The organism is Tritonibacter aquimaris (genome assembly GCF_009617595.1).
Classification (GTDB): Bacteria; Pseudomonadota; Alphaproteobacteria; order Rhodobacterales; family Rhodobacteraceae; genus Epibacterium; species Epibacterium aquimaris.
In genome coordinates, this window is record NZ_WIXK01000004.1 from 174234 (window position 1) to 196342 (window position 22109).

Genomic DNA, 22109 nt, shown 5'->3' on the forward strand with positions numbered 1-22109 from the left:
ACGCCGCTATGGCCCTAGGTGGGCTTTGACTTGAAACGCACCCAGTGCGTCTCAAGTATCCGACCCGCTTTTCACCTTTTTTCAAATACTCCCGCCGGAGGCACGGCGCTTCAGCGCCGTTTTTGCTCTCCGCTAGGTCTCAGGCTGCGATGGGGCGCCCGGCAACATAGACCTGTGAAATGGCACGATCATCTCCCATCATGATCGTTGCAAAGATCTGCTCCCATAGATCCTTGGCATGTGCTGCGCGTTGCTGAATGGCTGGGGTCGAGGAAAGATCGATCACAACAATATCGGCCTCCATGCCTGCAGCGATATTGCCAACCTTGTCGTCCATACGCAGCGTGCGGGCCGAACCTTGCGTGGCCAGCCACAACAGCTCAGCCGCATGCACAGGTGTGCCGCGCAGCTGACCAATCTCATAGGCCGCAGCCATGGTGCGTAGCATCGAAAAGCTGGACCCGCCGCCCGTATCCGTTGCCAGACCAATGCGTTGACCCTCGGCAATCAGCCCGGCCATATCAAACAGGCCAGATCCAATGAAAGTGTTTGAGGTCGGGCAATGCACCAGACCGGCGCCAAATTCACGCAGGCGGTGGCGCTCGCGTTCTTCCAGATGGATCGCGTGACCATAGATGCCTTTTGCGCCTAAAAGGCCAAACATCTCATAGGTATCAAGATAGTCGCGCGCATTGGGAAACAGCGATTTGACCCACTCGATCTCATCCAGCTGCTCGCTCAGATGGGTTTGCATCAGGCATTCGGGGTGCGCATGCCACAGCGCCCCCAATGCCTCCAGCTGTTCTGGGCTGGACGTGGGTGAAAACCGCGGGGTGATGACATATTCAAGCCGCTCCACCCCGTGCCAACGTGCAATCAGCGCCTCAGATTGATCATGGGCGCTTTGTACCGTGTCACGCAGCCCCTCGGGCGCATTGCGATCCATACAGGTTTTGCCTGCCGCCACACGTTGCCCACGTGTGCGCGCGGCCTCAAAAAACGCATCCACGCTTTCGGGATGGATGGTGCAGTAGCTGCAAACGGTTGTGGTGCCATGAGACAGGCTCAGATCCAGATAGCGCCCGGCGATTTCATCCGCATAGGCGCGATCAGAAAACCGCATTTCTTCCGGGAAGGTATAGCTGTTGAGCCAGTCAATCAGCCGCTTGCCCCAGCTCGCAATGATTGCAGTTTGTGGAAAGTGCACATGGGCATCGACAAAGCCCGCCATCACCAGATTTTCACCGTGATCACGAATGCGCAGCTGTGGTGCCCGTGCCACCATTTCATCGCGTCGGCCCACGGCTGTAATGCGCCCGTTTTCGATCAGCGCGGCTTCCGACAACACCACAGCATCGCTGGCGTGCGCGCAGTCAAATGGAGAAGATGCAAAAGAGAGCACTTGCCCCGAAATGATAAAATCTTCACTCATCTCAACGATACCACTTCTTGCCAAAACCTGAAGCACAAGATACCTGCGACCTTGGTCCTGGTAAATGATCGTATTTCCATTGTTTTCCAGTAACTGCTTCTTCTAACCTGATCCAGACGACAACAGGGGCAGCGATATGAGCAGCGAACAAACCGCAGCCGAAAATGATGCGCAAAAGGATGAACCTTTTGAGCTGAAGCGCAAAACCGTAGCGGCGATCCTTTATGCCGTGGAATGCAGGGACCGCGCCCAGCTTGCTGAGCTGATGGAACCGTTGCATGCGGCCGACATCGCCGACCTTCTGGAGCAGATCAACACCTATGATCGCGCGCGCCTTATTCGGTTGTATGATCGTGAGTTTGACGGCGATATTCTGTCGGAGCTGGATGAAAGCATCCGGGAAGAGGTCATTGCGATCCTCAACCCGCATGTTCTGGCCGAAGCGGTGCGCGATCTCGAAAGCGATGATGTTGTCGACATCCTCGAAGATCTGGAAGAGCCGCAGCAAGAGGCCATTCTTGATGTGCTCGAAGAGACCGACCGGGTCGCGGTTGAGCAGTCTCTGAGCTACCCGGAAAACTCCGCGGGCCGATTGATGCAGCGCGAAGTGGTGATGGCTCCGGATCACTGGTCTGTGGGCCAGGTCATTGATTACATGCGCGAGAGCGAGGATTTGCCAGAGCAGTTCTACCACGTGGTGGTGGTTGATCCGCGCCTGCGTCCCACAGGAAATGTGACCCTTGGCCGGATTATGGGCAGTCGCCGCGACGTGGCATTAACCGATCTGTTGGAAGAGACCTTTGAGATCTTTCGCGCAGATCTGGATGAAGAAGATGTGGCGTATTCCTTTAACCAGTACCACCTTATTTCTGCGCCGGTTGTTGATGAAGATGGCCGCATCGTTGGGGTGATCACCATTGATGACGCGATGGCGGTGCTGGACGAAGAACACGAAGAAGACATTCTGCGTCTGGCTGGTGTGGGCGAAGAAAGCTCGCTTGCCGACAAAGTCATCAGCACCACCCGCCGCCGGTTTCCCTGGCTGGCGGTGAACCTGGTCACAGCCGTGCTGGCATCGCTGGTGATCGCACAGTTCGAAGAGGTGATTGCAGGCTTTGTTGCCCTGGCTGTGTTGATGCCGATTGTGGCCTCTATGGGCGGAAACGCGGGCACGCAATCGCTCACGGTTGCGGTGCGCGCGCTTGCAACCCGTGACCTGACCGGCTCCAACGTCTGGCGGGTGATCCGACGTGAGGCTCTGGTTGGGCTGGTAAATGGGGTGATCTTTGCCGCTGTGATGGCGGTGGTTGGTATTTTGTGGTTTGGCTCTCCTGCGCTGGGTGGTGTCATCGCCGTCGCTATGGTGATCAATCTGGTCGTGGCGGGTCTTGCAGGCACAGTGATCCCAATTATCCTGGAACGGCTAAAGATTGACCCGGCTCTGGCCTCGGGTGCTTTTGTCACCACGGTCACCGATGTGGTTGGGTTTTTGGCCTTTCTTGGGCTTGCAGCAGCGGTGCTGCTATAGGAGCGGTTTATATGGATCTCACCGAACAAAAGGCACGCGCACGCAAAGCCGCTTTTGGCCGTCGTAAAGCCGCCCATGAAAACCACCGTCCCGGCGTGGCAGGCCATCTGTCAGAGGTGCTTGCGGGCTATCGCGGCGTGCCGCTGGCAGGCTATATGCCGATCCGCACTGAAATCAGCCCACTTGCGGCCATGGCTGAGGCTGCGGCCCATGGCCCAGTTGGCGTTCCGGTCATTACGGGTGAGGGCCAGCCACTAAAATTCAGCCGATGGGAGCCGGATTGCGAATTGCGCGATGGGCCGTTTGGGGCAAAAATCCCTGCCGTGGATGACTTCTTTGAACCTGAAATCCTGATTGTACCGCTGGTAGCATTTGATCTCTCGGGTGGTCGTCTCGGCTACGGCGGTGGTTTTTATGATCGCACGCTAGAAGGCCTGCGGGAGAAACGCCCGACTTTGGCCATTGGTTTTGCCTATGACGCACAAGAGGCCGAAGGGCTGCCGCTTGAACCAACCGATCAACCGCTTGACATGTTGATCACCGAAACCCGCATCCATGATTTCAGCGCATTGACGCGCCGCTAAACGGAAAAAGCAGCGCAAAGCGCACGCAACCTCTTGCCGCCTGCGGTCTTGCTCCGTAGGGAAGGGGCATGCGTATTTTGTTTCTAGGCGATGTGATGGGCCGCGCTGGGCGTAAGGCTGTCATCGAGGGGCTTCCCAAACTGCGGGAAGACTGGAAATTGGATTTTGTCATTGTGAACGGCGAAAACGCCTCCAATGGCATGGGGCTGAACGGAGAGCACGCCAAGGCGCTGCTGGCCGCCGGTGTGGATTGCCTGACGCTGGGGGATCACGCCTTTGATCAGAAAGACATGCTGCAATTCATCGAGGGTGAAAGCCGCATTATTCGCCCGTTGAATTTTGCCAAAGGCGCGCCGGGGCGCGGCCATCGCCTGTTTACCGCGCCGGGTGGGCGCAAGGTTCTGGTGCTGCAGGCGCTGGGGCAGGTGTTTATGAAACGCGCCTATGATGATCCCTTTGGCGCGGTCGAAAGCGTGCTGAAATCACACCCGCGCGGCGGGCTGGCGCAGGCGATCATTGTTGATATGCACTGCGAGGCCACCTCGGAAAAGATGGCGATGGGTCATTTCTGCAATGGCAAAGCATCTTTGGTTGTGGGCACCCACACCCATGTGCCCACGGGCGATGCGCAGATCATGTCAAATGGCACCGCCTATCTGACGGATGCGGGCATGTGCGGGGACTACAATTCGGTGATTGGCATGGAAAAAGCCGAACCTATGCGCCGTTTCCTCACAGGTATGCCGAAATCACGCTTTACCCCGGCCGAAGGCCCGGCGACCCTTTCGGGGGTCTACATCGAAACCGATGACCGGACAGGCGCTGCAACCAAAGTGCAGATGATACGCCAGGGCGGGCTTTTGCAGGACGCAGGGCCTGAGGGCTGATCTCTTTGGTGGGGCACATATGTTAGCCCAAACACCATGTGACCTCTTGTTTCTGTTATCTCAGAATGACTTGCCCCCCCCTTTGCAATCCGGCAATGTGGGCGGTGGTCCGCTGCATGGCGCTTGCTTTGCCTACTTAAGGCAAGCATCGGTTAACCAAAGGGCGGCAAAAGGTCAGAGAAGCCAAATGTAACAGCTAGGGCGCACAGGGATATTATGAATTTTCTCCAGTTCGGAGCCTCAGGTGATGCGGTGATTGCACTGTCGATTGTGCTGGTCATGTTCATCGGTTTTCTGCGCGAAATCTACCCGACCGAGGTTGTCGCGCTTATGGGCGTGTCTTTGATGCTGGTGACTGGCGTTTTACCCTATGAGGCGGCGCTTGCAGTGCTGTCTAATCCCGCGCCCTGGACCATTGCAGCGATGTTCATTGTCATGGGCGCGCTGGTGCGCACCGGTGCGCTTGCAGCCTTTACCCAGGTTGCGCGCAAAAAGGCCGAAGTCAGCCCCAAGCTTGCGATTGCCATGTTGATGGCTTTTGTGGTGACAGCTTCGGCGGTTGTGTCCAATACACCGGTTGTGGTGGTAATGATCCCGGTGTTTATCCAGATCGCCCGCACCTTGAATGTTTCCGCGTCTAAACTGCTGATCCCACTGTCTTATGCCGCCATATTGGGCGGGACGCTGACCTTGATCGGCACCTCTACCAATTTATTGGTTGACGGTGTGGCGCGCGCGCAGGGGCTGGAAGCGTTTTCGATTTTTGAAGTCACCCCGCTGGGGCTGATCCTTGTGGTTTGGGGGATGATCTACCTGCGCTATATTGCGCCGCGTCTTTTGCCCAATCGCGACAGTATGGCGATGCTTCTGAGCGACCGCTCCAAGATGAAATTCTTTACCGAGGCGGTGATCCCGCCTGAAAGCAACCTGATCGGGCGCGAAGTCACCGGTGTGCAGCTGTTTAAACGGCAAGGCGTGCGGCTGATTGATGTTGTGCGCGGCGATGTATCGCTGCGACGCAATCTAAAAGGCGTTGAACTACAGGTGGGCGACCGCGTGGTTTTGCGAACCCAGATGACCGAGCTTCTGAGCCTGCAGCGCAACAAGGAACTCAAACGTGTTGATCAGGTTTCTGCCGTGGAAACCAACACTGTGGAAGTGCTGATCACGCCTGGGTGCCGTATGGTTGGGCGTTCGCTTGGTGCGCTGCGCCTGCGTCGCCGTTACGGTGTTTATGTGCTGGCAGTGCATCGTAAAAACCAGAACATCGGTGTGCAGATTGATGATCTGGTTGTGCGCGTGGGTGACACGCTGCTGTTGGAAGGCGCCGCAGCTGATATCCAGCGTCTTGCTGCCGATATGGACATGGCCGAGGTGTCGCAGCCCTCACAGCGCGCCTATCGCCGCAGCCATGCGCCGATTGCAATTATTGCCCTGTTTGCCATTGTGATTTTGGCCGCGCTGGGCGTTGCACCCATTTTGTATCTGTCGATATTGACCGTTGCGGCGGTGCTGGCGACCAGGTGCATCGATGCCGACGAAGCGTTTTCTTTTGTGGATGGGCGTTTGTTGTCGCTGATCTTTTCCATGCTCGCGATTGGGGCTGCGCTGGAACATTCTGGTGCGGTCAGCCTCATCGCCAATGCCATTGCGCCTGGGCTTTCGACTTTGCCGCCATTCCTTGTGGTCTGGGCGGTTTATCTGCTGACGTCCGTTTTAACCGAAATGGTGTCCAACAACGCGGTTGCAGTTGTGGTTACACCCATTGCTGTGGGGCTTGCACAGGCCATGGGGCTGGATCCGCGCCCTCTGGTGGTTGCGGTGATGGTTGCCGCCTCTGCGTCCTTTGCTACGCCGATCGGGTATCAGACCAATATGCTGGTCTACGGTCCCGGTGGTTATCGGTTTTCCGACTTCCTGCGCGTTGGCATTCCGCTGAACCTCAGCGTGGGGCTTCTTGCCTCGGCGATCATTCCGCTTCTTTGGCCGCTTTGAGTGGGATTTGGAGAAAATTCCCCGTAAAAACACCGCCAAACTACGGAATTCCTGCCCATGAAATTAAACGCGCACGCTCTATATCAATCTCATAGCATATAGAGTTTGAGGCGTTGACGATGAAAAGCATACCTGTCTTCGTCGCTTTGATCCTGGGCGGGGGCATGGTGATTGCCAGCGCCTCAGTAATCTTTGGCGCGGGCTAACAAGCCGCGCCCATAGATCCACCACCGATCAAAGTGGCCAGAACACCAAAATAGCGGGAATGGTGACCGCAACCACAAGGATTTCCAGTGGCAGCCCCATGCGCCAGTAATCGCCAAAGCGATAGCCGCCGGGGCCAAGAACCAGCGTGTTGTTTTTATGCCCAATCGGGGTAAGAAACGCAGCTGAGGCTGCAACAGCCACGGCCATCAGAAACGGGTCGGCGGAAACACCCAGCCGCTCTGCCATCTGAATGCCCAGAGGCGCGGCAACAATGGCGGTGGCTGTGTTGTTGAGCACATCGGACAACGTCATGGTCACGACCATAAGCACCGCAAGAATACCCCAGGCAGGCAGGCCCTGCGTGAGGCTGATCAAAGCATCCGCCAAAAGTGCCGTGCCGCCCGAGCTTTCCAAAGCCGCGCCAAGCGGGATCATCGATCCAAGCAGCACCACAACCGGCCAATTCACATGATCATAAAGCTGCGCAATCGGGAGGATCCCCGTCAGCACATAGGCTACCATTACAAGCCCCAGCGCCACAGGCAGGTAGATCAACCCAACTGAAGCCGCCACAACGGCCGCGCCAAACAGACCAATCGCGAGCCAGGTTTTGTCATTGGCGGTCACATCCAACCCACGATCCGCCAGAGGCAGACAGCCGAGCCAGTCAATCACATCGGCCGCACGGCCACGCGGGCATAGCAGCAGCAAAATATCACCGGGCTGAATGTCGCTTTGACGGATATGGCCGGTGATCTGTTTGCCTTGCCGCGACAGGCCCATCAACACCGTGCTCTGGCGCCAGGCCAGCCCGATGGATTGCGCACTGCGTCCAGAGATGCGTGCATCTTCGGGCGCCACCACTTCTACCAGTTCCAGACCATCACCCGCTGCGTCCAGTTTTTCCTGCCGCGCAGAGTCTGAGAAATTCAACGACAGCGCGGCGCGAAACTCATCCAATGCCTCAGGGCTTGCTTCCAGCACCAGCGTGTCTTCGCTTTGCAAAACCGCGCCCGCCGCGCGACCATATCGGCGCTTGCCGCTGCGGATCAGGCCCAAAATGGCCACATCGGCTTTTTCGGCCTCAGGATAAAGCGTCGACAGCCGTTCACCGATCAGCTTTGATCCTTCGGGCACTGTCAGCTCGGCAGTGTAGGGGGCAATATGGGTGACATCTGTATTGTTATCAGCGCGCTGTGGGATCAGCCGCCAACCAATAAGCGCAACAAATGCCAGCCCCGCAATCGCAGCAATACCGCCCACAGGGGCAAAATCAAACATCGCAAATGGTTCGCCCAGCTGCTCTTCGCGGATGCTGGCAATGATAATATTCGGCGGCGTCCCAATCAGTGTCGCCATCCCACCCAAAATGGTAGCAAAGGACAAAGGCATCAGCGAAAGCCCCGCGCTGCGTCCTGCTTTGCGCGCGGTTTGAATATCCACAGGCATCAGCAGCGCCAGTGCCGCCACATTGTTCATAAACGCCGAAAGCACCGCGCCCACGCTGCCCATAATGGCGATATGTGTGCCCAATGCACGCGTGGTTGACACCAGGCTGCGGGTAATCAGATAAACCGCGCCTGATCGCACCAGACCCGCCGAAACAATCAACACCAGCGCCACCACCAATGTCGCCGGGTGCCCAAAGCCATCAAAAGCATGTTTTGTTGGCACAACCCCAAGCACAACCGCAACCATCAGCGCCCCAAAGGCGACAAGATCATATCGGTAGCGCCCCCACAAAAGCAGAGCAAAAACAAGGGTGAACAGGGTGAAGAGAATGATTTGATCTAGGGTCATGCGCCCACACTAGCGTGGGGTTTGTGGTAAACAAGGCATGAGATTGGAAAGACTTCCCCCTAGTTCGTGGTTGCGCGGCTTGAAACATCCTGTGAAGCGCGGCTATATGAACGCCAATTCGGATTGATCATACTATCAACGCAAGGATGCACCATGGCAGGCCATTCCAAATGGGCAAACATCCAGCACCGCAAAGGTCGCCAGGATGCCGCACGTTCCAAACTCTTTTCCAAACTGGCCAAGGAAATCACCGTGGCCGCCAAAATGGGCGACCCGGACCCCGATAAAAACCCGCGTCTGCGCCTGGCGGTCAAAGAAGCCAAAGGCCAGTCGGTGCCCAAAGATGTGATCGAACGCGCGATCAAGAAATCCATGGGTGGTGATGCGGAAAACTACGATGAGATCCGCTATGAAGGCTACGGCCCCAATGGGGTTGCTGTCATCGTGGAAACCATGACCGACAATAAAAACCGCACCGCGTCCACCGTGCGTTCCACCTTTACCAAAAACGGTGGCAACCTCGGCGAAACCGGTTCGGTTGGCTTTATGTTCGACCGTAAGGGTGAGGTGACTTACCCGGCTTCCGTGGGCGACGCGGACACCGTGATGATGGCGGCGATCGAAGCAGGTGCAGAAGATGTGGAAAGCTCTGAAGAGGGCCACATCATCTATTGCGCGGATACCGACCTCAACGAGGTCTCCAACGCGCTGGAGCAAGAGCTGGGTGAATCTGAATCCACCAAGCTGATCTGGAAGCCCACCACCACCACCGAGCTTGGTCTGGAAGACATGCAAAAGCTGATGAAGCTGGTGGATGCGCTTGAAGATGATGATGACGTGCAGCGCGTCACCACCAACTTTGAAGCCTCCGATGAGGTTATGTCGCAGCTTTAATCGCTGATACATCAACGTATAGAGCCCCGTCATAACTGGCGGGGCTTTTGTTTTTGTGCGGACCTAGTCGTAAAATGTGCTTATCTCTTTGAGAGGCTTTTTCCATTTCGCCACGCTGGGCACGGTTGCAGTTTCGGCTGCATGACCCACGGCGATGATCATGGTTGGTTTTTCCGCCTCGGGCCGCCCTAATGCACCATTCAGGAATTTCATCGGGTTTGGGGTGTGCGTAAGCGTCGAAAGTCCCGCCGTATGCAGCGCTGCCAACAGAAAACCGGTGGCGATATTTACGCTTTCGGGCACGTAATAGTTCTTGTAGCGGCTGCCATCGTCGAAGGTGCCCCAGCGTTGAGCAAAGACCACAATCAACCAGGGCGCAATGGTGAGATGGGGTTTGTCAGCGGTGGTGCCGATGGGCTCTAAGGCTTTTATCCATTCGTCTGACGCACCGCCTGCGTAAAACTTGCGTTCTTCTTCTTCGGCCTCGGCGCGTATTTGCGCCTTCAGCTCGGCCGAAGTGATAGCGGCAAAAAACCAGGGCTGATGATTGGCACCCGATGGCGCAGATCCGGCAGTGCGAATGCAATCGGCGATCACCTCACGCGGCACCGGGCGATCACTAAAGTCGCGGATAGAATGGCGTTTGCGCATATGCGCCAGAAATTCAGTGGCATGGGCGCGCATCTCATCGTCTGAATACCGCAACCGATCCGGTAAAGGCAGCGCTTCATAGCTTAGATTGTCTTTTGAAAACACTGGCGTTTCCTCCTGCGCTCGCTTTAATTCAAGTATTGTCTGGCTGATTTCAACACCGCTTTGGTCACCGGGGCAAGCGCGGGCGCCATCACCCGGCTTACCTGCCAGCTTAGCGGCACCGAAAGCGTGCTGTCAGGAATAAGCGGCTGCAGCGTGCCGTGCTCCAGGTGTCCAATTACCAAAAGGGCCGGGTTCATGCCCCAACCAACTCCAGAAAGCGCCGCATCCACAAAAGCCTGACTCGACGGTAGGTAATGCTCGGGGGGCACCAAGCCCTCGCCGATATTGTGCTCAATCCAGCGCCGCTGCAGCTGGTCTTTCTGGTTAAAGGTCAAACAGGGCGCACGCCGGATCGATTGTGCGGTCACACCATCTGCAAACCAGCGCTTTATGAAATCGGGATGGGCGGTTGCGATATAGGGCAGCGCTCCCAACGCATGCATGTCACAGCCCACAATTGGAGACTGAAGCGCGGTGACCGCGGCTGAAACCTCTCCGCGGCGCAGCCACTCGGCGCTGTGGTCCTGATCATCCAGCACCAGATCAAATAAAATCCCATCGACATCCGCCATAGCGGTAACAAACCAGGTGGCCAGACTGTCGGCATTGACCGCAATGCGCAGCCGCGATGGGGTTTGATCGCGTTCCAGCCCCAGATCCCGCATCAGCGCGCCGTGCAGCAGGCCGATGTCTTCGGCGTGTTTGGCTAGTCGCGCGCCAATAGGTGTGGCTTCGCAGGGCTGGCCGCGATGAACCACGCTTGCACCGATCCGCTCCTCCAGCGCTTTGATGCGCTGCGAAATTGCGGAGGGCGTCACATGCAGCGCATGGGCGGCAAGATCAAATGACCCGAGCCGCAAAACCGCCGAAAGCGCCGCGAGATGATTGGGATCGATGTGCATTAGAATAGCTAATCTACGTTAAGGTGGTTTAATTTGAGTAATGCAAATCCTAGGGGTATTCACAAGCTGACATTTGCAACCAAGGATCAAAGATGAGCACGGATTTCTTCGCCAGTTTCCCCGCAGGCTATGCGTTGGGGCTTAGCCTGATTGTGGCCATCGGGGCGCAAAACGCCTTTGTGTTGCGCCAGGGCGTGCGCCGTCAGCATGTGCTGCCGGTGGTATTGACCTGCGCTGCATCCGATGCGCTGTTGATCCTGGCAGGTGTGTTTGGCTTTGGCAGTCTTGCGCTGGCATGGCCCGGATTTGAACAGGTCATGCGTTGGGGTGGGGCCGCGTTTCTGATCTGGTACGGCGCGCGCAGTTTTCTCAGCGCATGGCGCGGTGGTGGCAGCCTTGAGGCGGCAGACACCGCAGCCCAGCCGCTGTTGCCCGTGTTGATCACCACGCTGGCGCTTACCTGGCTTAACCCACATGTGTATCTCGATACTGTGGTGTTGCTCGGGTCTATCTCTGCTCAATACCCTGATCCGCTGTATTTTGGCCTTGGAGCCACCTGTGCCAGCTTCAGCTTTTTCCTGCTGCTTGGCTTTGGCGCGCGTCTGCTTGCGCCACTGTTTACCCGCCCGCGGGCCTGGCAGGTGCTTGATGTGGTGATCGGGCTGGTAATGTGGGCCATCGCATATGGGCTGCTTTACAGCGCTGTGATGTGATCCGCTGCGAAATTGGCCCTGCTCGGGGCGATCCGTCAAAAATTGCAGCTTGAAGGGGGCAAGGGCGCGCCATATAGCGAAAGGGCCCTTTCCCGTCAGGTAACGTTATGACCTCTGCTGACACGGCCTTCACATCGGACAGCCCCGCCAGCAAACCGCTGCACGCAGTGCTGTGGATGTTTGCGACAGGTCTTTGCTTTGTTGCCGTCATCATTGTGATCAAATCGATGCAAGGGCGCATTCCCCCGTTTGAAAGCGCGTTTATCCGCTACCTGCTTGGCACAGTGTTCCTGATCCCTTTTGCTGGCAAACTGTGGCGCGAAGGCGCGGGCAGAAAGCTGCAAGTACTGTTGAGTATTCGCGGGGTTGTGCATGCGCTGGGGGTTGGGGGCTGGTTTTTTGCCATGAGCCAGATCTCCCTCGCTGAGGTCACGGCCATTGGATATTTGACCCCGATCTTTATCACACTGGGGGCGGCGCTTTTTCTGGGGGAACGTCTGGCGCTGCGCCGGATGGCAGCAATTTGTATCGCTTTTATCGGTGCGTTGATCATTCTCAGACCCGGCGTGCGCGCGATTGAACCGGGGCATCTGACGATGCTTGGCACCGCTTTTGCCTTTGGTGTGTCCCATCTGATGGCCAAATATGCGGTGCGCTCTGCCAGCCCTTCGATGATTGTGGCCATGCTAACGGTCTGGGTGGCGATTGCCCTATGCCCATTTGCGCTGATGAACTGGGTGACGCCCAGCATCACAGATGTGGCGCTGCTGTTTCTGGTCGCCTGCTTTGCCACATTGGGACATTACACAATGATGTTGTCCTTTGCCGCAGCGCCTGTCGCCGTAAGTCAGCCGGTGACTTTCCTGCAACTGGTCTGGGCCACACTTATTGGGGTGCTGTTTTTTGAAGAGGCAATAGACCCTTGGGTCATCTCTGGTGCGATGCTGATCCTTGCCTGTATCACCTATATCAGCTGGCGCGAGGCGGTCTTGAAACAGCGTGGGCGTTTGTAGCGGCTCCGCCTCCTTTTTCGGGATGGAATTTTAGCGAGACATCACGATGTAAAGTCTATTTTTATGCAAGCATTGTATTGCCTGCCAAATTCACCGTCGTAACTTTGTTACAAGTGAATCGTATCGTAAAACCCCGGGGAAAGGGGATAAAATGCGTTGTCACACCATAAAAATGCTATGGGCTGCCTGTCTTTGGGCGGTTGGCATTTTGTCACCAGTTTCAGCGCAGGCCGGGTTTGAGGCGTGTAACGATACCAATACCGCGCAATCTGTTGCCTTTGTTCAAAAGGCGGCTGGCGCGTGGCGGGTAAATGGCTGGCGTGAGATCGCCCCCGACAGTTGCGAAACGCTGCTGGATGGGCCGCTGCAATCGCGTTTTTACTATCTCAGGCTCCGTGATCGCGACGAAACCTTTCTGCACACGTCGGTTCGGTTCTGTACCAGCAGGCAGGATCAGTTCCAGACAACGGGCAGCCGTGATTGTCATCAACAAAAGGCGCGGCCACTGGAATACGCCCGGATTGATGTGGGCAGAGACACGCGCGACGCCACAGTCAACTTGTCTCAGTTTCTCAAAACGGAGATGAACAGCACATCGCGCGCGATCCAAGTGAATGCGGTCTTTCAGTCCTGTAAACAGGATGGTGTTCGCGGCGATAAGCGGTGTTGTTTTGTTGGACCGTCTCAGGAAATTATCGTCCGCAGCAACGCAAATACCAGCGCAGACGTTCTGTCTCGGCTCGACAGTCTCAAAAGTGGTACACCAGTGGCGCTTGAGGGGGAGGTCCTCAACGATCTCAACACCACCTTTGAGCTTAAGCTGACGGCGTTGAAATCACGCCCTTCGGATGCCGCCCATCAAATGTTGATTGCCCTGCAAGGCAGCTGGGTGTCGGATGCCGACGAAAATGATCATTTTACAGTTGCAGGTGCCACCCGCGCCAATGTCTATGCCGGGATCGCGACCTCTAACGAGTTTTTCTCAATTGGACCAAGCTGTCAGGACTATGAATTCGACGGGCTCGCGCTGTATTCTTGGAACAAGGATGAATCTGGCGGTCTGTGTTATCTGGTCGAAGAGCTGACAGAAGACCGTCTGGTGCTGCAGTTCTTATCCAGCGGTCGCAGCCTCGCGTTTCACCGCCCTTAACGGACCACCAGATCCAGCACCTGATGCGCCGCGTTACGCGCATCTTGCGGCTTTACTGGCTCTTCTGATTGCGCCGCCTCTAGCCACACACCATCCATGTAGCTTTGCAAGGCCAGACGCGCAGGGCCAATCTGTTCCGCGGGCAACAGCTGGCGCAGCTCAGCGAGAAAATGACTGCGCACCCGAGCGCGGTTGATTCGATGCAGTCGCGAAAGACGGGTAGAGTAGGGCGCGTTTGCCCAGAATTGCATCCAGATGCTGCACTGCTCAACGGTGAATAAAGCATCGTCAAAATTCGCATCCATCACCGCATAAAGCCGTTCTTTCGGCGTCTCGGCCTTTGCATATCCCGCTATCATCGCGTGTCGCAGCTTGGTGAGGAGGTGCCGCATTGTGGCCTCCATCAACCCCTCTTTGCTGCCGAAATAATAGTTGATCGACGCGGCGGATGCATCTGCCTCGCGCGCGATTTCTGCCATCGTCACAACGCTGTAGCCGTGGCGATGCACCGCCACGATGGTGGCCTCTATCAATTCTTCGTTGCGAATGTCGCGAATACGTTTCCTGCCCATGAATCCGAGTTTTAGCGCATTGGAAAAACCACGCAATGCTTGATCGGAGAGATCAAAACTTAAATGGCCATTTAAAAAATGATTTATATATTCACATAATTCTGCTACGACATCTCTCCAAGTCCAAAACAGCCATGCCGGGCAGCCGCCCGGCCAGAGCACAACAACAGGGAGGACTTGATGACCCTTTTAATTTCCTTCGGGATTTTGCTGGCCTTAGGCCTGGTGATTTTCTGCACACTGAAATGGTGGAATGTCTCGGTGGTGGGGGTAACGCCCGTGCCGCTTTTCACCTTTATTGCGATCCTGTTCACATCAGGGCTTGATGTGGGGCTGATCATGTTCCCGCTCGCATTTGACTTCCCGCTCTATGCGGACACAGCCGCCGAGCCTGCCTATGGGTTCACCAACCCTCTGGCGCTTGAATTTGGCTTCTGGGGCTTTCTGATCTGGGGCTTTTACTTCCTGACGACGTTTTACTTTTGCGTCATCGAACCCAAGGTGAAGTTCTTTGAAATTCCGCTGGTCAAACTGATCAACAATATCGTCATTATCGGCACCTGTGCCTTTACCGGCGCGTTGTTCCTGATCTACCTTCCGTATTACGCAACCTTTGTGGGCGACGGGGAAACCGTGATCCCGGCGTTTTATGCGGTGGCCTTCCTGGTGATCCTGTTTGCCGCCTTTTCCTCAACCCATATCAAATATGTGCGCATCCTGTCGGTTGGCTCCAGCTTTCTGTTTATGGCGCTGATCCTTGGCATGTGGGCCTATGCGGGCATGGGGCTCGGGGCTTTTGTGGACACAGCCTCCAATGTTGGCGGCTATTTTGCCAATATCCACAAATTCATCCTGCCGCTCACTGATTACCATGAATTCTACCTGTTCTGGTGGTTTGCATGGTCGATCATGATTGGTCAGTTCACCTCGCGCTTTGTGGGTGGCCTCAAGACCTGGCAGGTGCTGGCATCCTTGCTGGTGTTCCCGTCGATCCCGCTCGCGGTGTGGTTCTCGGTGCTTTACTATTACCACCTGAATGAAATCGCCACGACCACCATGATCAATATCTCCATGGCGGCAGTGGGTATTCTGTTTGTGATCAACTCGTTTGACTCGCTCATTCGGCTTTATACCGACAACCTGAACCTCTCGGCTGAACGCTTCGGCACTGTGCCGTATGTGCTTGGCAACGCGCTGGTGCTTTTTGGTCTGACGCTCGCGTTCCAAAGCCAGTGGCTGCAGATCCATTGGATCGGCGGCGTGGTGATCGGGCTTTATGTGTCTTGTCTTGCCTATATCGTGCTGAAAAAGCGCAAAGAGGTCATGGCGATCACAGCCTCACCTGAGGAAAACACCCTCGATTACAACCGTATCGAAACCGCCCATTAACCCGCAGTTCCTGCGTCGTTCTTGGCGACGCAGGAGCATACCAAAGCGAGAAACAGGACCGTCATCTCGCTTTGGTATGCTCTCCACAACCCGGACCCACCCGGCCTGCAGCTTTGAATAAGAAAGACAGCGATATGACCCATATGGCCCAACCCGTCGCCAGCCATTTTATCAATGGCGCATATGTCGAAGATACCGCCGGTGCTGAGATCCCGGTGATCTATGCCGCCACCGGCGAACGTATCGCGACCGTACACGCGGCGACGCCCGCGATTGTAGAACAGGCGCTGTCTTCGGCCAAAGCGGCCCAAAAGGCCTGGGGCAAGATGACCGGCACCGAACGTGGCCGCATCCTGCGCCGTGCCGCCGACATGATCCGCGATCGCAACCATGCGCTTTCGGTGCTGGAAACATATGACACTGGCAAACCGCTGCAGGAAACCCTGGTGGCCGATGCGACCTCTGGTGCGGATGCGCTGGAATATTTTGGCGGCCTGACGGCAAGCCTCACCGGCGAGCATATCCCTTTGGGCGATGACTGGGTTTATACCAAACGCGAGCCTCTGGGGCTTTGTGTGGGCATTGGTGCCTGGAACTACCCGACCCAGATTGCTTGCTGGAAGGCCGCGCCTGCCTTGGCCTGCGGCAATGCGATGGTGTTCAAACCCTCGGAAACCACGCCGCTGTGTGCCTTGAAAGTGGCTGAAATCCTGCATGAGGCCGGACTGCCTGCGGGGCTGTTTAATGTGGTGCAGGGCATGGGCGAAGTGGGCGGCGCGCTGGTGACAGATCCGCGCGTGGACAAAGTCTCGCTTACAGGGTCGGTGCCCACCGGCAAAAAGGTCTACGCCGCCGCCGCCGCCGAGATGAAACACGTCACCATGGAGCTTGGCGGCAAATCACCCATGATCGTGTTTGAAGATGCGGACATCGAAAACGCAGTTGGCGGCGCGATCAACGGCAATTTCTATTCGTCGGGTCAGGTGTGCTCCAACGGCACCCGCGTGTTTGTGCACAAAGACATCAAGGAAAAATTCCTCACCCGTCTGGCAGAGCGTGTCAAAGGCGCGGTGCTGGGGGATCCTCTCGATGAGGCAACAAACTTTGGTCCGATGGTGTCAGAAAACCAGATGAACATCGTTTTGAACTATATCGAGCAGGGCAAATCAGAAGGTGCGCGCCTGATCTGTGGTGGCGAACGTGTCGAAATGGATGGCTATTTCATCGCCCCCACCGTGTTTGCCGATGTCAGCGATGATATGGTGATCGCCCGCGAAGAGATCTTTGGCCCGGTGATGGCGGTGCTTGATTTCGACACCGAAGATGAGGTGATCGCCCGTGCCAACGCCACCGAGTTTGGCCTGTCTGCCGGTGTCTTCACCAAGGATCTGAGCCGCGGCCACCGGGTTATTGGCGCGCTGGAAGCAGGCAGCTGCTTTATCAACTCATATAATGACGCCCCGGTTGAAGCACCTTTTGGCGGGGTGAAAGCCTCGGGTGTTGGGCGTGAAAACTCCAAAGAAGCCATCCAGCACTACAGCCAGGTCAAATCGGTTTACGTGCGCATGGGGGACGTGGAAGCGGCGTTTTAATCGCCCTTTCAAGCACCTCCCACCCGCTCACCCCGGCGCTCGAAAGGGCGACGGGGCCAGCAAATAGCCAGAACAATAGGTAACAAAGACGATGAACGCCGATTATGTGATTGTTGGAGCAGGGAGCGCCGGCTGTGCCATGGCCTATCGCCTGTCGGAAGCGGGCAAGAAGGTTCTGGTGATCGAACATGGCGGCTCGGATGCGGGGCCGTTTATCCAGATGCCCGGCGCATTGTCTTATCCGATGAATATGGCGCGTTACGACTGGGGTTATAAATCCCAGCCGGAGCCGGGCCTTGGCAATCGCCAGCTGGTCACCCCGCGCGGCAAGGTCATTGGCGGATCGTCTTCGATCAACGGCATGGTCTATGTGCGCGGTCACGCAGGGGATTATAATCACTGGGCGGAAGCGGGCGCGCAAGGCTGGTCTTATGCGGATGTGCTGCCCTATTTCAAACGGATGGAAACCTGGCACGATTGCGGCCAGGGCGGTGATCCCGATTGGCGCGGCAAGGATGGGCCTTTGCATATTTCGCGCGGCCCGCGCGACAACCCGCTGCATGCAGCCTTTGTCAAAGCCGGTGAACAGGCCGGATACCCGGTGACCTCGGATTACAACGGTGAGCAGCAAGAGGGCTTTGGCCCGATGGAGATGACCGTCTACAGAGGTCAGCGCTGGTCTGCTGCTAATGCCTATCTGAAACCTGCGCTTAAACGCGACAATTGCACCCTGATCCGCGCGCTGGCACGCAAAGTGGCGATCGAAGACGGGCGCGCCGTTGGCGTTGAGGTAGAGCGTGGTGGCAAGATCGAAGTGATCCGCGCAAACGCCGAGGTGATCCTGTCGGCGTCTTCGCTAAACTCGCCCAAGCTGTTGATGCTTTCGGGCATTGGTCCGGCCGCGCATCTGGCCGAGCATGGCATTGAGGTGATCGCCGACCGCCCCGGTGTAGGCCAGAACCTGCAAGATCACCTTGAGTTCTATTTCCAATACGCCTGCACGCAGCCGATCACCTTGTTCAAATACTGGAACCTTTTTGGCAAGGCCTGGGTGGGGGCGCAATGGATGTTGACCAAAACGGGTCTTGGAGCCTCAAACCAGTTTGAAAGCGCAGCCTTCATTCGTTCAGGCAAGGGCGTGGAATACCCGGACATCCAATATCATTTCCTGCCAATTGCGGTGCGCTATGATGGGCAGGCCGCGGCCGAAGGACATGGGTTTCAGGCCCATGTTGGCCCCATGCGTTCCCCGTCGCGCGGCGCTGTCACACTGGCGTCAAGCGATCCCAATGCCGATCCCAATATCTTCTTCAACTATATGTCGACCGAACAGGATTGGATCGATTTCCGCAAATGTATCCGCCTCACGCGGGAAATCTTTGGTCAGGATGCAATAACACCTTTCATCAAACACGAAATCCAACCGGGCGATGCGCTGCAAAGCGATGATGAGCTGGATGGCTTTATCCGCGAACACGCCGAAAGCGCCTATCACCCCTGCGGCACCTGCAAAATGGGTGCGGCGGATGACCCAATGGCGGTGGTTGATCCCGAATGCCGGGTGATTGGGGTTGAAGGGCTGCGGGTTGCTGACAGCTCAATCTTCCCGCGCATCACCAACGGCAATCTCAACGGGCCCTCGATCATGACTGGCGAAAAGGCATCAGATCACATTCTGGGTCGCCGTCTGCCGTCGTCGAACGCCGAAGCCTGGTTCAATCCCAATTGGGCAGAAAGCCAGCGCTAGCACAGCGTTAAAACAACAAACGGGAAACCCTCTCGCCCTGCGCAAGAGGGTTTTTTATTGCTGCTGCGCACCGCCGCTGACTAGCCTTCACCTATTGTAATTTATCAGGTGAAAGCTGCTATGCCATATCAAGTCATCAAAGGTGAATTTCATATCTTCTACCCGGATATTCCCAAGCAAGGTCCTGAACCCGATGGGGATACGCTTAAATTCGAGCCAGACAATCGCGCCCTGATCGAAGGGCTTTGGGTGGCGGGTCAGCGCGAGCCTGATTTCAACGGCCGCGACATGCTGAACCTGCGCTTTGAAGGGATGGACGCGCTTGAGACCCATTTTGAAGGTGGCCATCAAAACCTCGAATTTGCAAAAGCCTCGCGTGACTATCTGCTGACATGGGCAGGTTTTGGTGCGGTTGAATACTGGGAAGATCGCCCGCATAAGGTTCAATCGGTCGAGCACAATCCAGTACGCGGCTATATTCTCTCCAAAGGGCTGGATCCGTTTGGCCGTGCGATTTCGTTTGTCTTTCTGGGGGAGACGGATCTGCAAGATGGCGCTGTGCTTCATCTGGAGCCGGAGCTTCTGGCGCAAAGTTTCAACTACGTCAGCTTGAGCGCGGGCCAGTCTTATCCGCTGTTTTACCGCTCGCTACCGATTTCCATCAGTCGCATTTTGGCCGAGGTCTCTGACGATGCCCGGCGCGCTGAACGTGGGCTTTATGCCCAAGATCAATCCGCGCCTAATACGCCAGTAGAGGTGACGCCAGAAACCTATCAGGACTTGGTGATCTGGCCGAAATTGTTTCGTCGTCTGCACAGCTATTTCAGCTCGGAATTTTACGATCTTTCTGGCTTTGATGACTGGCTGCGCCGGGATCCGCGTGATCGTGATGACCGTATGTTTTTGCCCGACGACTATGACGCCCATTTCCACAATGTGATCTCGGTGCTGTCGCCAACGGAACTGCAGTTGAACGTGGACCCCAAAGACATCATCATTTTACCCTATAACACCACTGCCACAGAGGTGGCGCTCATTGCCGCCGAATGAGCGGGTGCGATCAAAAGAGGCGTTCCATACGCCTCTTTTTTACTTCATTTGACCGGGATCAAATCGGGGTTTCAGCGCTGCTGCTACCTTCTTTTTGAGCGAACAAAAAGGAGAACGCAGATGTCCCATACACCCCATGAACTGGCCGTGGAATTCCCGGACAAAGTAGACGCGATCAGCGCGCTGAAAGCCTCTGATAAGCATTTTGCCCACCTGGCCGACAAATATCATGAGGTGAACCGCGCCGTGCATCGGGCTGAAACCAATGTTCAGCCGATCAGCCAGGAAGCCGAAACAGACCTGCGCAAGCAACGCGCCGCGCTGAAGGATGAAATCTGGTCCATCCTGTCCAAGGCCTAAGCCTCTCTCTGTTAGGGGCTGTCAATGGCATCAGATATTGTCTGGTGCCGTTTTCTTTGGCCGTTTTCCTTAGGGCAGCCTGTTTGTTTGGTGAGGTGTCAATTCACTTCGTAGGGCAGGGTGCCACGCTGGTTGGTATCCACATGCAGGCGACGCTCTAGTGGCGGCACTGAACGCTGGTGGCAGGTGCGGCGCTCGCAAATGCGGCAGGAAATCCCAATTGGTTCATAGGCATTGCTGTTGGCAACATCCATACCATCCGCATAGACCAAAAGCCCTGCATGTTTCACTTCACAGCCCAGTGCAATTGCATAGCGACGCAGCGGCGCACCAAAGCGGCCCGAAGATTTCGACACGTCTCGCGCCAGTGAAATATAACGCACCCCGTCTGGGGTGGTGGCGAGCTGGCGCAGAAACTGCCCCGGCGTTTCAAAAGCGCGGTGCACGTTCCACAACGGGCAAGCGCCGCCAAACCGGGCAAACTGCAGCCGGGTGGCAGAGTGGCGTTTGGTGATGGTGCCCGCCTGATCCACCCGCACAAAGAAAAACGGCACGCCTTTGGCGCCGGGGCGTTGCAGCGTCGATAAACGATGCGCGACCTGTTCGATTGAAGCGCCAAAACGGGTCGACAGCCGCTCCAGATCATGGCGATCCTCCTGTGCCTGCGCCAGAAAACGCGCATAAGGCATCAACGCCGCACCGGCGAAATAATTCGCCAGACCAATTTTTGCGATGGCGCGGGCTTCTTCACTTTGGAAACGGGCAAAATCCAGTGTCGCTTCCAGCAGATCATTGCGCCGCAACAGCGCAAGCTGCATCAGCAGTTGAAACACCTGCGTTTCTGGCGGGCTGAGTTGCGACAGCTGTAGCAGTTTTTGCTTTTCATCATAACGGCGCACCCCTTCCATATCACCCAGTTCAACCTGCACACCCAACTGCTCCAACGCTTCTATGGCGCGGGTGCGGATCTCGCTGGGGGAATTGGCGCCCAGGCTGAAATGCTCCGCTGCGTGGTCCACCGCATCAATATAGTTGTCGCAATAGTGGAAAAAATCGCGCACCTCTTCCCAGGGGCTCGCTTGAATGCGCGCATCTTCACGCCCCAATGCTTCATCCAATGAGGCGAGGCGTTCATGGTTCTGGCGATAGGCCTGATGCAGTGCCAGAAAGGCCCGCGCCAGCGCTGGCGCGTTAGATGCAGCCAGACGCAGATCCGCCACCGGCGGCATGGCTTCCGAAAACACTGGGTCTGCAAGGGCCTCGCGCATATCACTGACAAGGCGTTCGCTGTCGCCGGTCGACAGCTCGGTGACATCAAGGCCAAATTCCTGTGCAAGCGCCAGAACAACCGTGGTGGAAACCGGTCGGTTGTTGTTTTCCATCTGGTTCAGATAGGGGAGCGATACGCCCAGTTTGGCGGCAAACTCTTTTTGCGTGAGATTGAGCTTTGTGCGCATTTCGCGCAGCTTTGCCCCGGCATAGAGTTTCTGGGTTGCCATATTTAACGCTGCCTTTGCAAATTACCGTCGGGGTATTTG

19 protein-coding genes are annotated in these 22109 nt (G+C 56.4%); 13 read left to right on the forward strand and 6 right to left on the reverse strand.

The window, feature by feature from the left end:
* Positions 1-139 precede the first annotated feature (139 nt).
* Positions 140-1432: a guanine deaminase gene (gene guaD, locus GG681_RS09155; protein WP_153547351.1), complete on the reverse strand. Its 1293-nt coding sequence runs from the start codon at positions 1430-1432 to the stop codon at positions 140-142.
* Positions 1433-1568: 136 nt separating this feature from the next.
* Between guaD and mgtE the strand changes: the two genes are divergently transcribed.
* The 4 genes from mgtE (at position 1569) to GG681_RS09175 (ending at position 6426) form a co-directional block, all read left to right on the forward strand.
* A complete protein-coding gene (mgtE, locus tag GG681_RS09160; protein WP_153547352.1) occupies positions 1569-2960 on the forward strand; it encodes a magnesium transporter in 1392 nt (463 codons plus the stop codon).
* Between the two features lie 11 nt (positions 2961-2971).
* Complete coding sequence (locus tag GG681_RS09165; RefSeq protein WP_153547354.1) at positions 2972-3544, forward strand: 5-formyltetrahydrofolate cyclo-ligase; 573 nt, start codon at positions 2972-2974, stop codon at positions 3542-3544.
* A gap of 68 nt (positions 3545-3612) precedes the next feature.
* Positions 3613-4431 (forward strand): TIGR00282 family metallophosphoesterase, encoded by an 819-nt coding sequence (locus GG681_RS09170; RefSeq protein ID WP_153547356.1) that lies wholly within the window; start codon positions 3613-3615, stop codon positions 4429-4431.
* A 216-nt stretch (positions 4432-4647) separates the two neighbouring features.
* Positions 4648-6426: an SLC13 family permease gene (locus tag GG681_RS09175; RefSeq protein ID WP_153547358.1), complete on the forward strand. Its 1779-nt coding sequence runs from the start codon at positions 4648-4650 to the stop codon at positions 6424-6426.
* 234 nt (positions 6427-6660) lie between these two features.
* Here GG681_RS09175 and GG681_RS09180 read toward each other — a convergent pair whose 3' ends face one another.
* Positions 6661-8433 (reverse strand): SLC13 family permease, encoded by a 1773-nt coding sequence (locus GG681_RS09180; RefSeq protein WP_153547360.1) that lies wholly within the window; start codon positions 8431-8433, stop codon positions 6661-6663.
* Positions 8434-8586: 153 nt separating this feature from the next.
* Between GG681_RS09180 and GG681_RS09185 the strand changes: the two genes are divergently transcribed.
* A complete protein-coding gene (locus tag GG681_RS09185; RefSeq protein WP_153547362.1) occupies positions 8587-9327 on the forward strand; it encodes a YebC/PmpR family DNA-binding transcriptional regulator in 741 nt (246 codons plus the stop codon).
* Positions 9328-9390: 63 nt separating this feature from the next.
* Here the strand turns inward: GG681_RS09185 and GG681_RS09190 are convergent, their stop codons facing one another.
* Together GG681_RS09190 and GG681_RS09195 are read right to left on the reverse strand one after the other, a co-directional pair.
* Positions 9391-10083, reverse strand: coding sequence for a nitroreductase family protein (locus GG681_RS09190; RefSeq protein WP_328593323.1), 693 nt, complete (start codon positions 10081-10083; stop codon positions 9391-9393).
* Between the two features lie 23 nt (positions 10084-10106).
* Positions 10107-10985 carry a LysR family transcriptional regulator ArgP gene (locus GG681_RS09195; RefSeq protein WP_153547364.1) on the reverse strand — a complete coding sequence of 293 codons (879 nt, stop codon included), beginning with the start codon at positions 10983-10985 and terminating at the stop codon, positions 10107-10109.
* 92 nt (positions 10986-11077) lie between these two features.
* Between GG681_RS09195 and GG681_RS09200 the strand changes: the two genes are divergently transcribed.
* From GG681_RS09200 to GG681_RS09210, 3 genes are all read left to right on the forward strand, one after another.
* Positions 11078-11698 carry a LysE/ArgO family amino acid transporter gene (locus GG681_RS09200; RefSeq protein ID WP_153547366.1) on the forward strand — a complete coding sequence of 207 codons (621 nt, stop codon included), beginning with the start codon at positions 11078-11080 and terminating at the stop codon, positions 11696-11698.
* Positions 11699-11805: 107 nt separating this feature from the next.
* A complete protein-coding gene (locus tag GG681_RS09205) occupies positions 11806-12711 on the forward strand; it encodes a DMT family transporter (protein ID WP_235899832.1) in 906 nt (301 codons plus the stop codon).
* Between the two features lie 208 nt (positions 12712-12919).
* Positions 12920-13861: a DUF1036 domain-containing protein gene (locus GG681_RS09210; RefSeq protein ID WP_194287168.1), complete on the forward strand. Its 942-nt coding sequence runs from the start codon at positions 12920-12922 to the stop codon at positions 13859-13861.
* On the opposite strand, the gene betI is transcribed toward GG681_RS09210, so the two are convergent.
* Positions 13858-14433 carry a choline-binding transcriptional repressor BetI gene (gene betI / locus GG681_RS09215; protein ID WP_153547370.1) on the reverse strand — a complete coding sequence of 192 codons (576 nt, stop codon included), beginning with the start codon at positions 14431-14433 and terminating at the stop codon, positions 13858-13860. The genes GG681_RS09210 and betI overlap by 4 nt on opposite strands.
* Positions 14434-14613: 180 nt before the next feature.
* Between betI and GG681_RS09220 the strand changes: the two genes are divergently transcribed.
* The 5 genes from GG681_RS09220 to GG681_RS09240 all read left to right on the forward strand — a co-directional run bounded on the left by GG681_RS09220 (position 14614) and on the right by GG681_RS09240 (position 20571).
* Positions 14614-15822, forward strand: coding sequence for a BCCT family transporter (locus GG681_RS09220; RefSeq protein WP_153547372.1), 1209 nt, complete (start codon positions 14614-14616; stop codon positions 15820-15822).
* A 134-nt stretch (positions 15823-15956) separates the two neighbouring features.
* Entirely contained in the window at positions 15957-17414 is a 1458-nt protein-coding gene (betB, locus tag GG681_RS09225) for a betaine-aldehyde dehydrogenase (RefSeq protein WP_153547374.1), read from the forward strand.
* 91 nt (positions 17415-17505) lie between these two features.
* Positions 17506-19161, forward strand: a complete 1656-nt coding sequence (gene betA, locus GG681_RS09230; protein WP_153547376.1) for a choline dehydrogenase — start codon at positions 17506-17508, stop codon at positions 19159-19161.
* Between the two features lie 120 nt (positions 19162-19281).
* Positions 19282-20211 (forward strand): hypothetical protein, encoded by a 930-nt coding sequence (locus GG681_RS09235; RefSeq protein ID WP_153547378.1) that lies wholly within the window; start codon positions 19282-19284, stop codon positions 20209-20211.
* Between the two features lie 120 nt (positions 20212-20331).
* A complete protein-coding gene (locus GG681_RS09240; protein ID WP_153547380.1) occupies positions 20332-20571 on the forward strand; it encodes a YdcH family protein in 240 nt (79 codons plus the stop codon).
* 98 nt (positions 20572-20669) lie between these two features.
* On the opposite strand, the gene GG681_RS09245 is transcribed toward GG681_RS09240, so the two are convergent.
* Entirely contained in the window at positions 20670-22070 is a 1401-nt protein-coding gene (locus GG681_RS09245) for a helix-turn-helix domain-containing protein (protein ID WP_153547382.1), read from the reverse strand.
* Positions 22071-22109: the final 39 nt, after the last annotated feature.

Excerpts from the sequence above, each read along its gene's own strand:
- guaD (WP_153547351.1), bottom strand. The coding sequence starts at position 1,432 with ATGAGTGAAGATTTTATCATTTCGGGGCAAGTGCTCTCTTTTGCATCT.
- mgtE (WP_153547352.1), top strand. The coding sequence starts at position 1,569 with ATGAGCAGCGAACAAACCGCAGCCGAAAATGATGCGCAAAAGGATGAA.
- GG681_RS09165 (WP_153547354.1), top strand. The coding sequence starts at position 2,972 with ATGGATCTCACCGAACAAAAGGCACGCGCACGCAAAGCCGCTTTTGGC.
- GG681_RS09170 (WP_153547356.1), top strand. The coding sequence starts at position 3,613 with ATGCGTATTTTGTTTCTAGGCGATGTGATGGGCCGCGCTGGGCGTAAG.
- GG681_RS09175 (WP_153547358.1), top strand. The coding sequence starts at position 4,648 with ATGAATTTTCTCCAGTTCGGAGCCTCAGGTGATGCGGTGATTGCACTG.
- GG681_RS09180 (WP_153547360.1), bottom strand. The coding sequence starts at position 8,433 with ATGACCCTAGATCAAATCATTCTCTTCACCCTGTTCACCCTTGTTTTT.
- GG681_RS09185 (WP_153547362.1), top strand. The coding sequence starts at position 8,587 with ATGGCAGGCCATTCCAAATGGGCAAACATCCAGCACCGCAAAGGTCGC.
- GG681_RS09195 (WP_153547364.1), bottom strand. The coding sequence starts at position 10,985 with ATGCACATCGATCCCAATCATCTCGCGGCGCTTTCGGCGGTTTTGCGG.
- GG681_RS09200 (WP_153547366.1), top strand. The coding sequence starts at position 11,078 with ATGAGCACGGATTTCTTCGCCAGTTTCCCCGCAGGCTATGCGTTGGGG.
- GG681_RS09205 (WP_235899832.1), top strand. The coding sequence starts at position 11,806 with ATGACCTCTGCTGACACGGCCTTCACATCGGACAGCCCCGCCAGCAAA.
- betI (WP_153547370.1), bottom strand. The coding sequence starts at position 14,433 with ATGGGCAGGAAACGTATTCGCGACATTCGCAACGAAGAATTGATAGAG.
- GG681_RS09220 (WP_153547372.1), top strand. The coding sequence starts at position 14,614 with ATGACCCTTTTAATTTCCTTCGGGATTTTGCTGGCCTTAGGCCTGGTG.
- betB (WP_153547374.1), top strand. The coding sequence starts at position 15,957 with ATGACCCATATGGCCCAACCCGTCGCCAGCCATTTTATCAATGGCGCA.
- betA (WP_153547376.1), top strand. The coding sequence starts at position 17,506 with ATGAACGCCGATTATGTGATTGTTGGAGCAGGGAGCGCCGGCTGTGCC.
- GG681_RS09235 (WP_153547378.1), top strand. The coding sequence starts at position 19,282 with ATGCCATATCAAGTCATCAAAGGTGAATTTCATATCTTCTACCCGGAT.
- GG681_RS09240 (WP_153547380.1), top strand. The coding sequence starts at position 20,332 with ATGTCCCATACACCCCATGAACTGGCCGTGGAATTCCCGGACAAAGTA.
- GG681_RS09245 (WP_153547382.1), bottom strand. The coding sequence starts at position 22,070 with ATGGCAACCCAGAAACTCTATGCCGGGGCAAAGCTGCGCGAAATGCGC.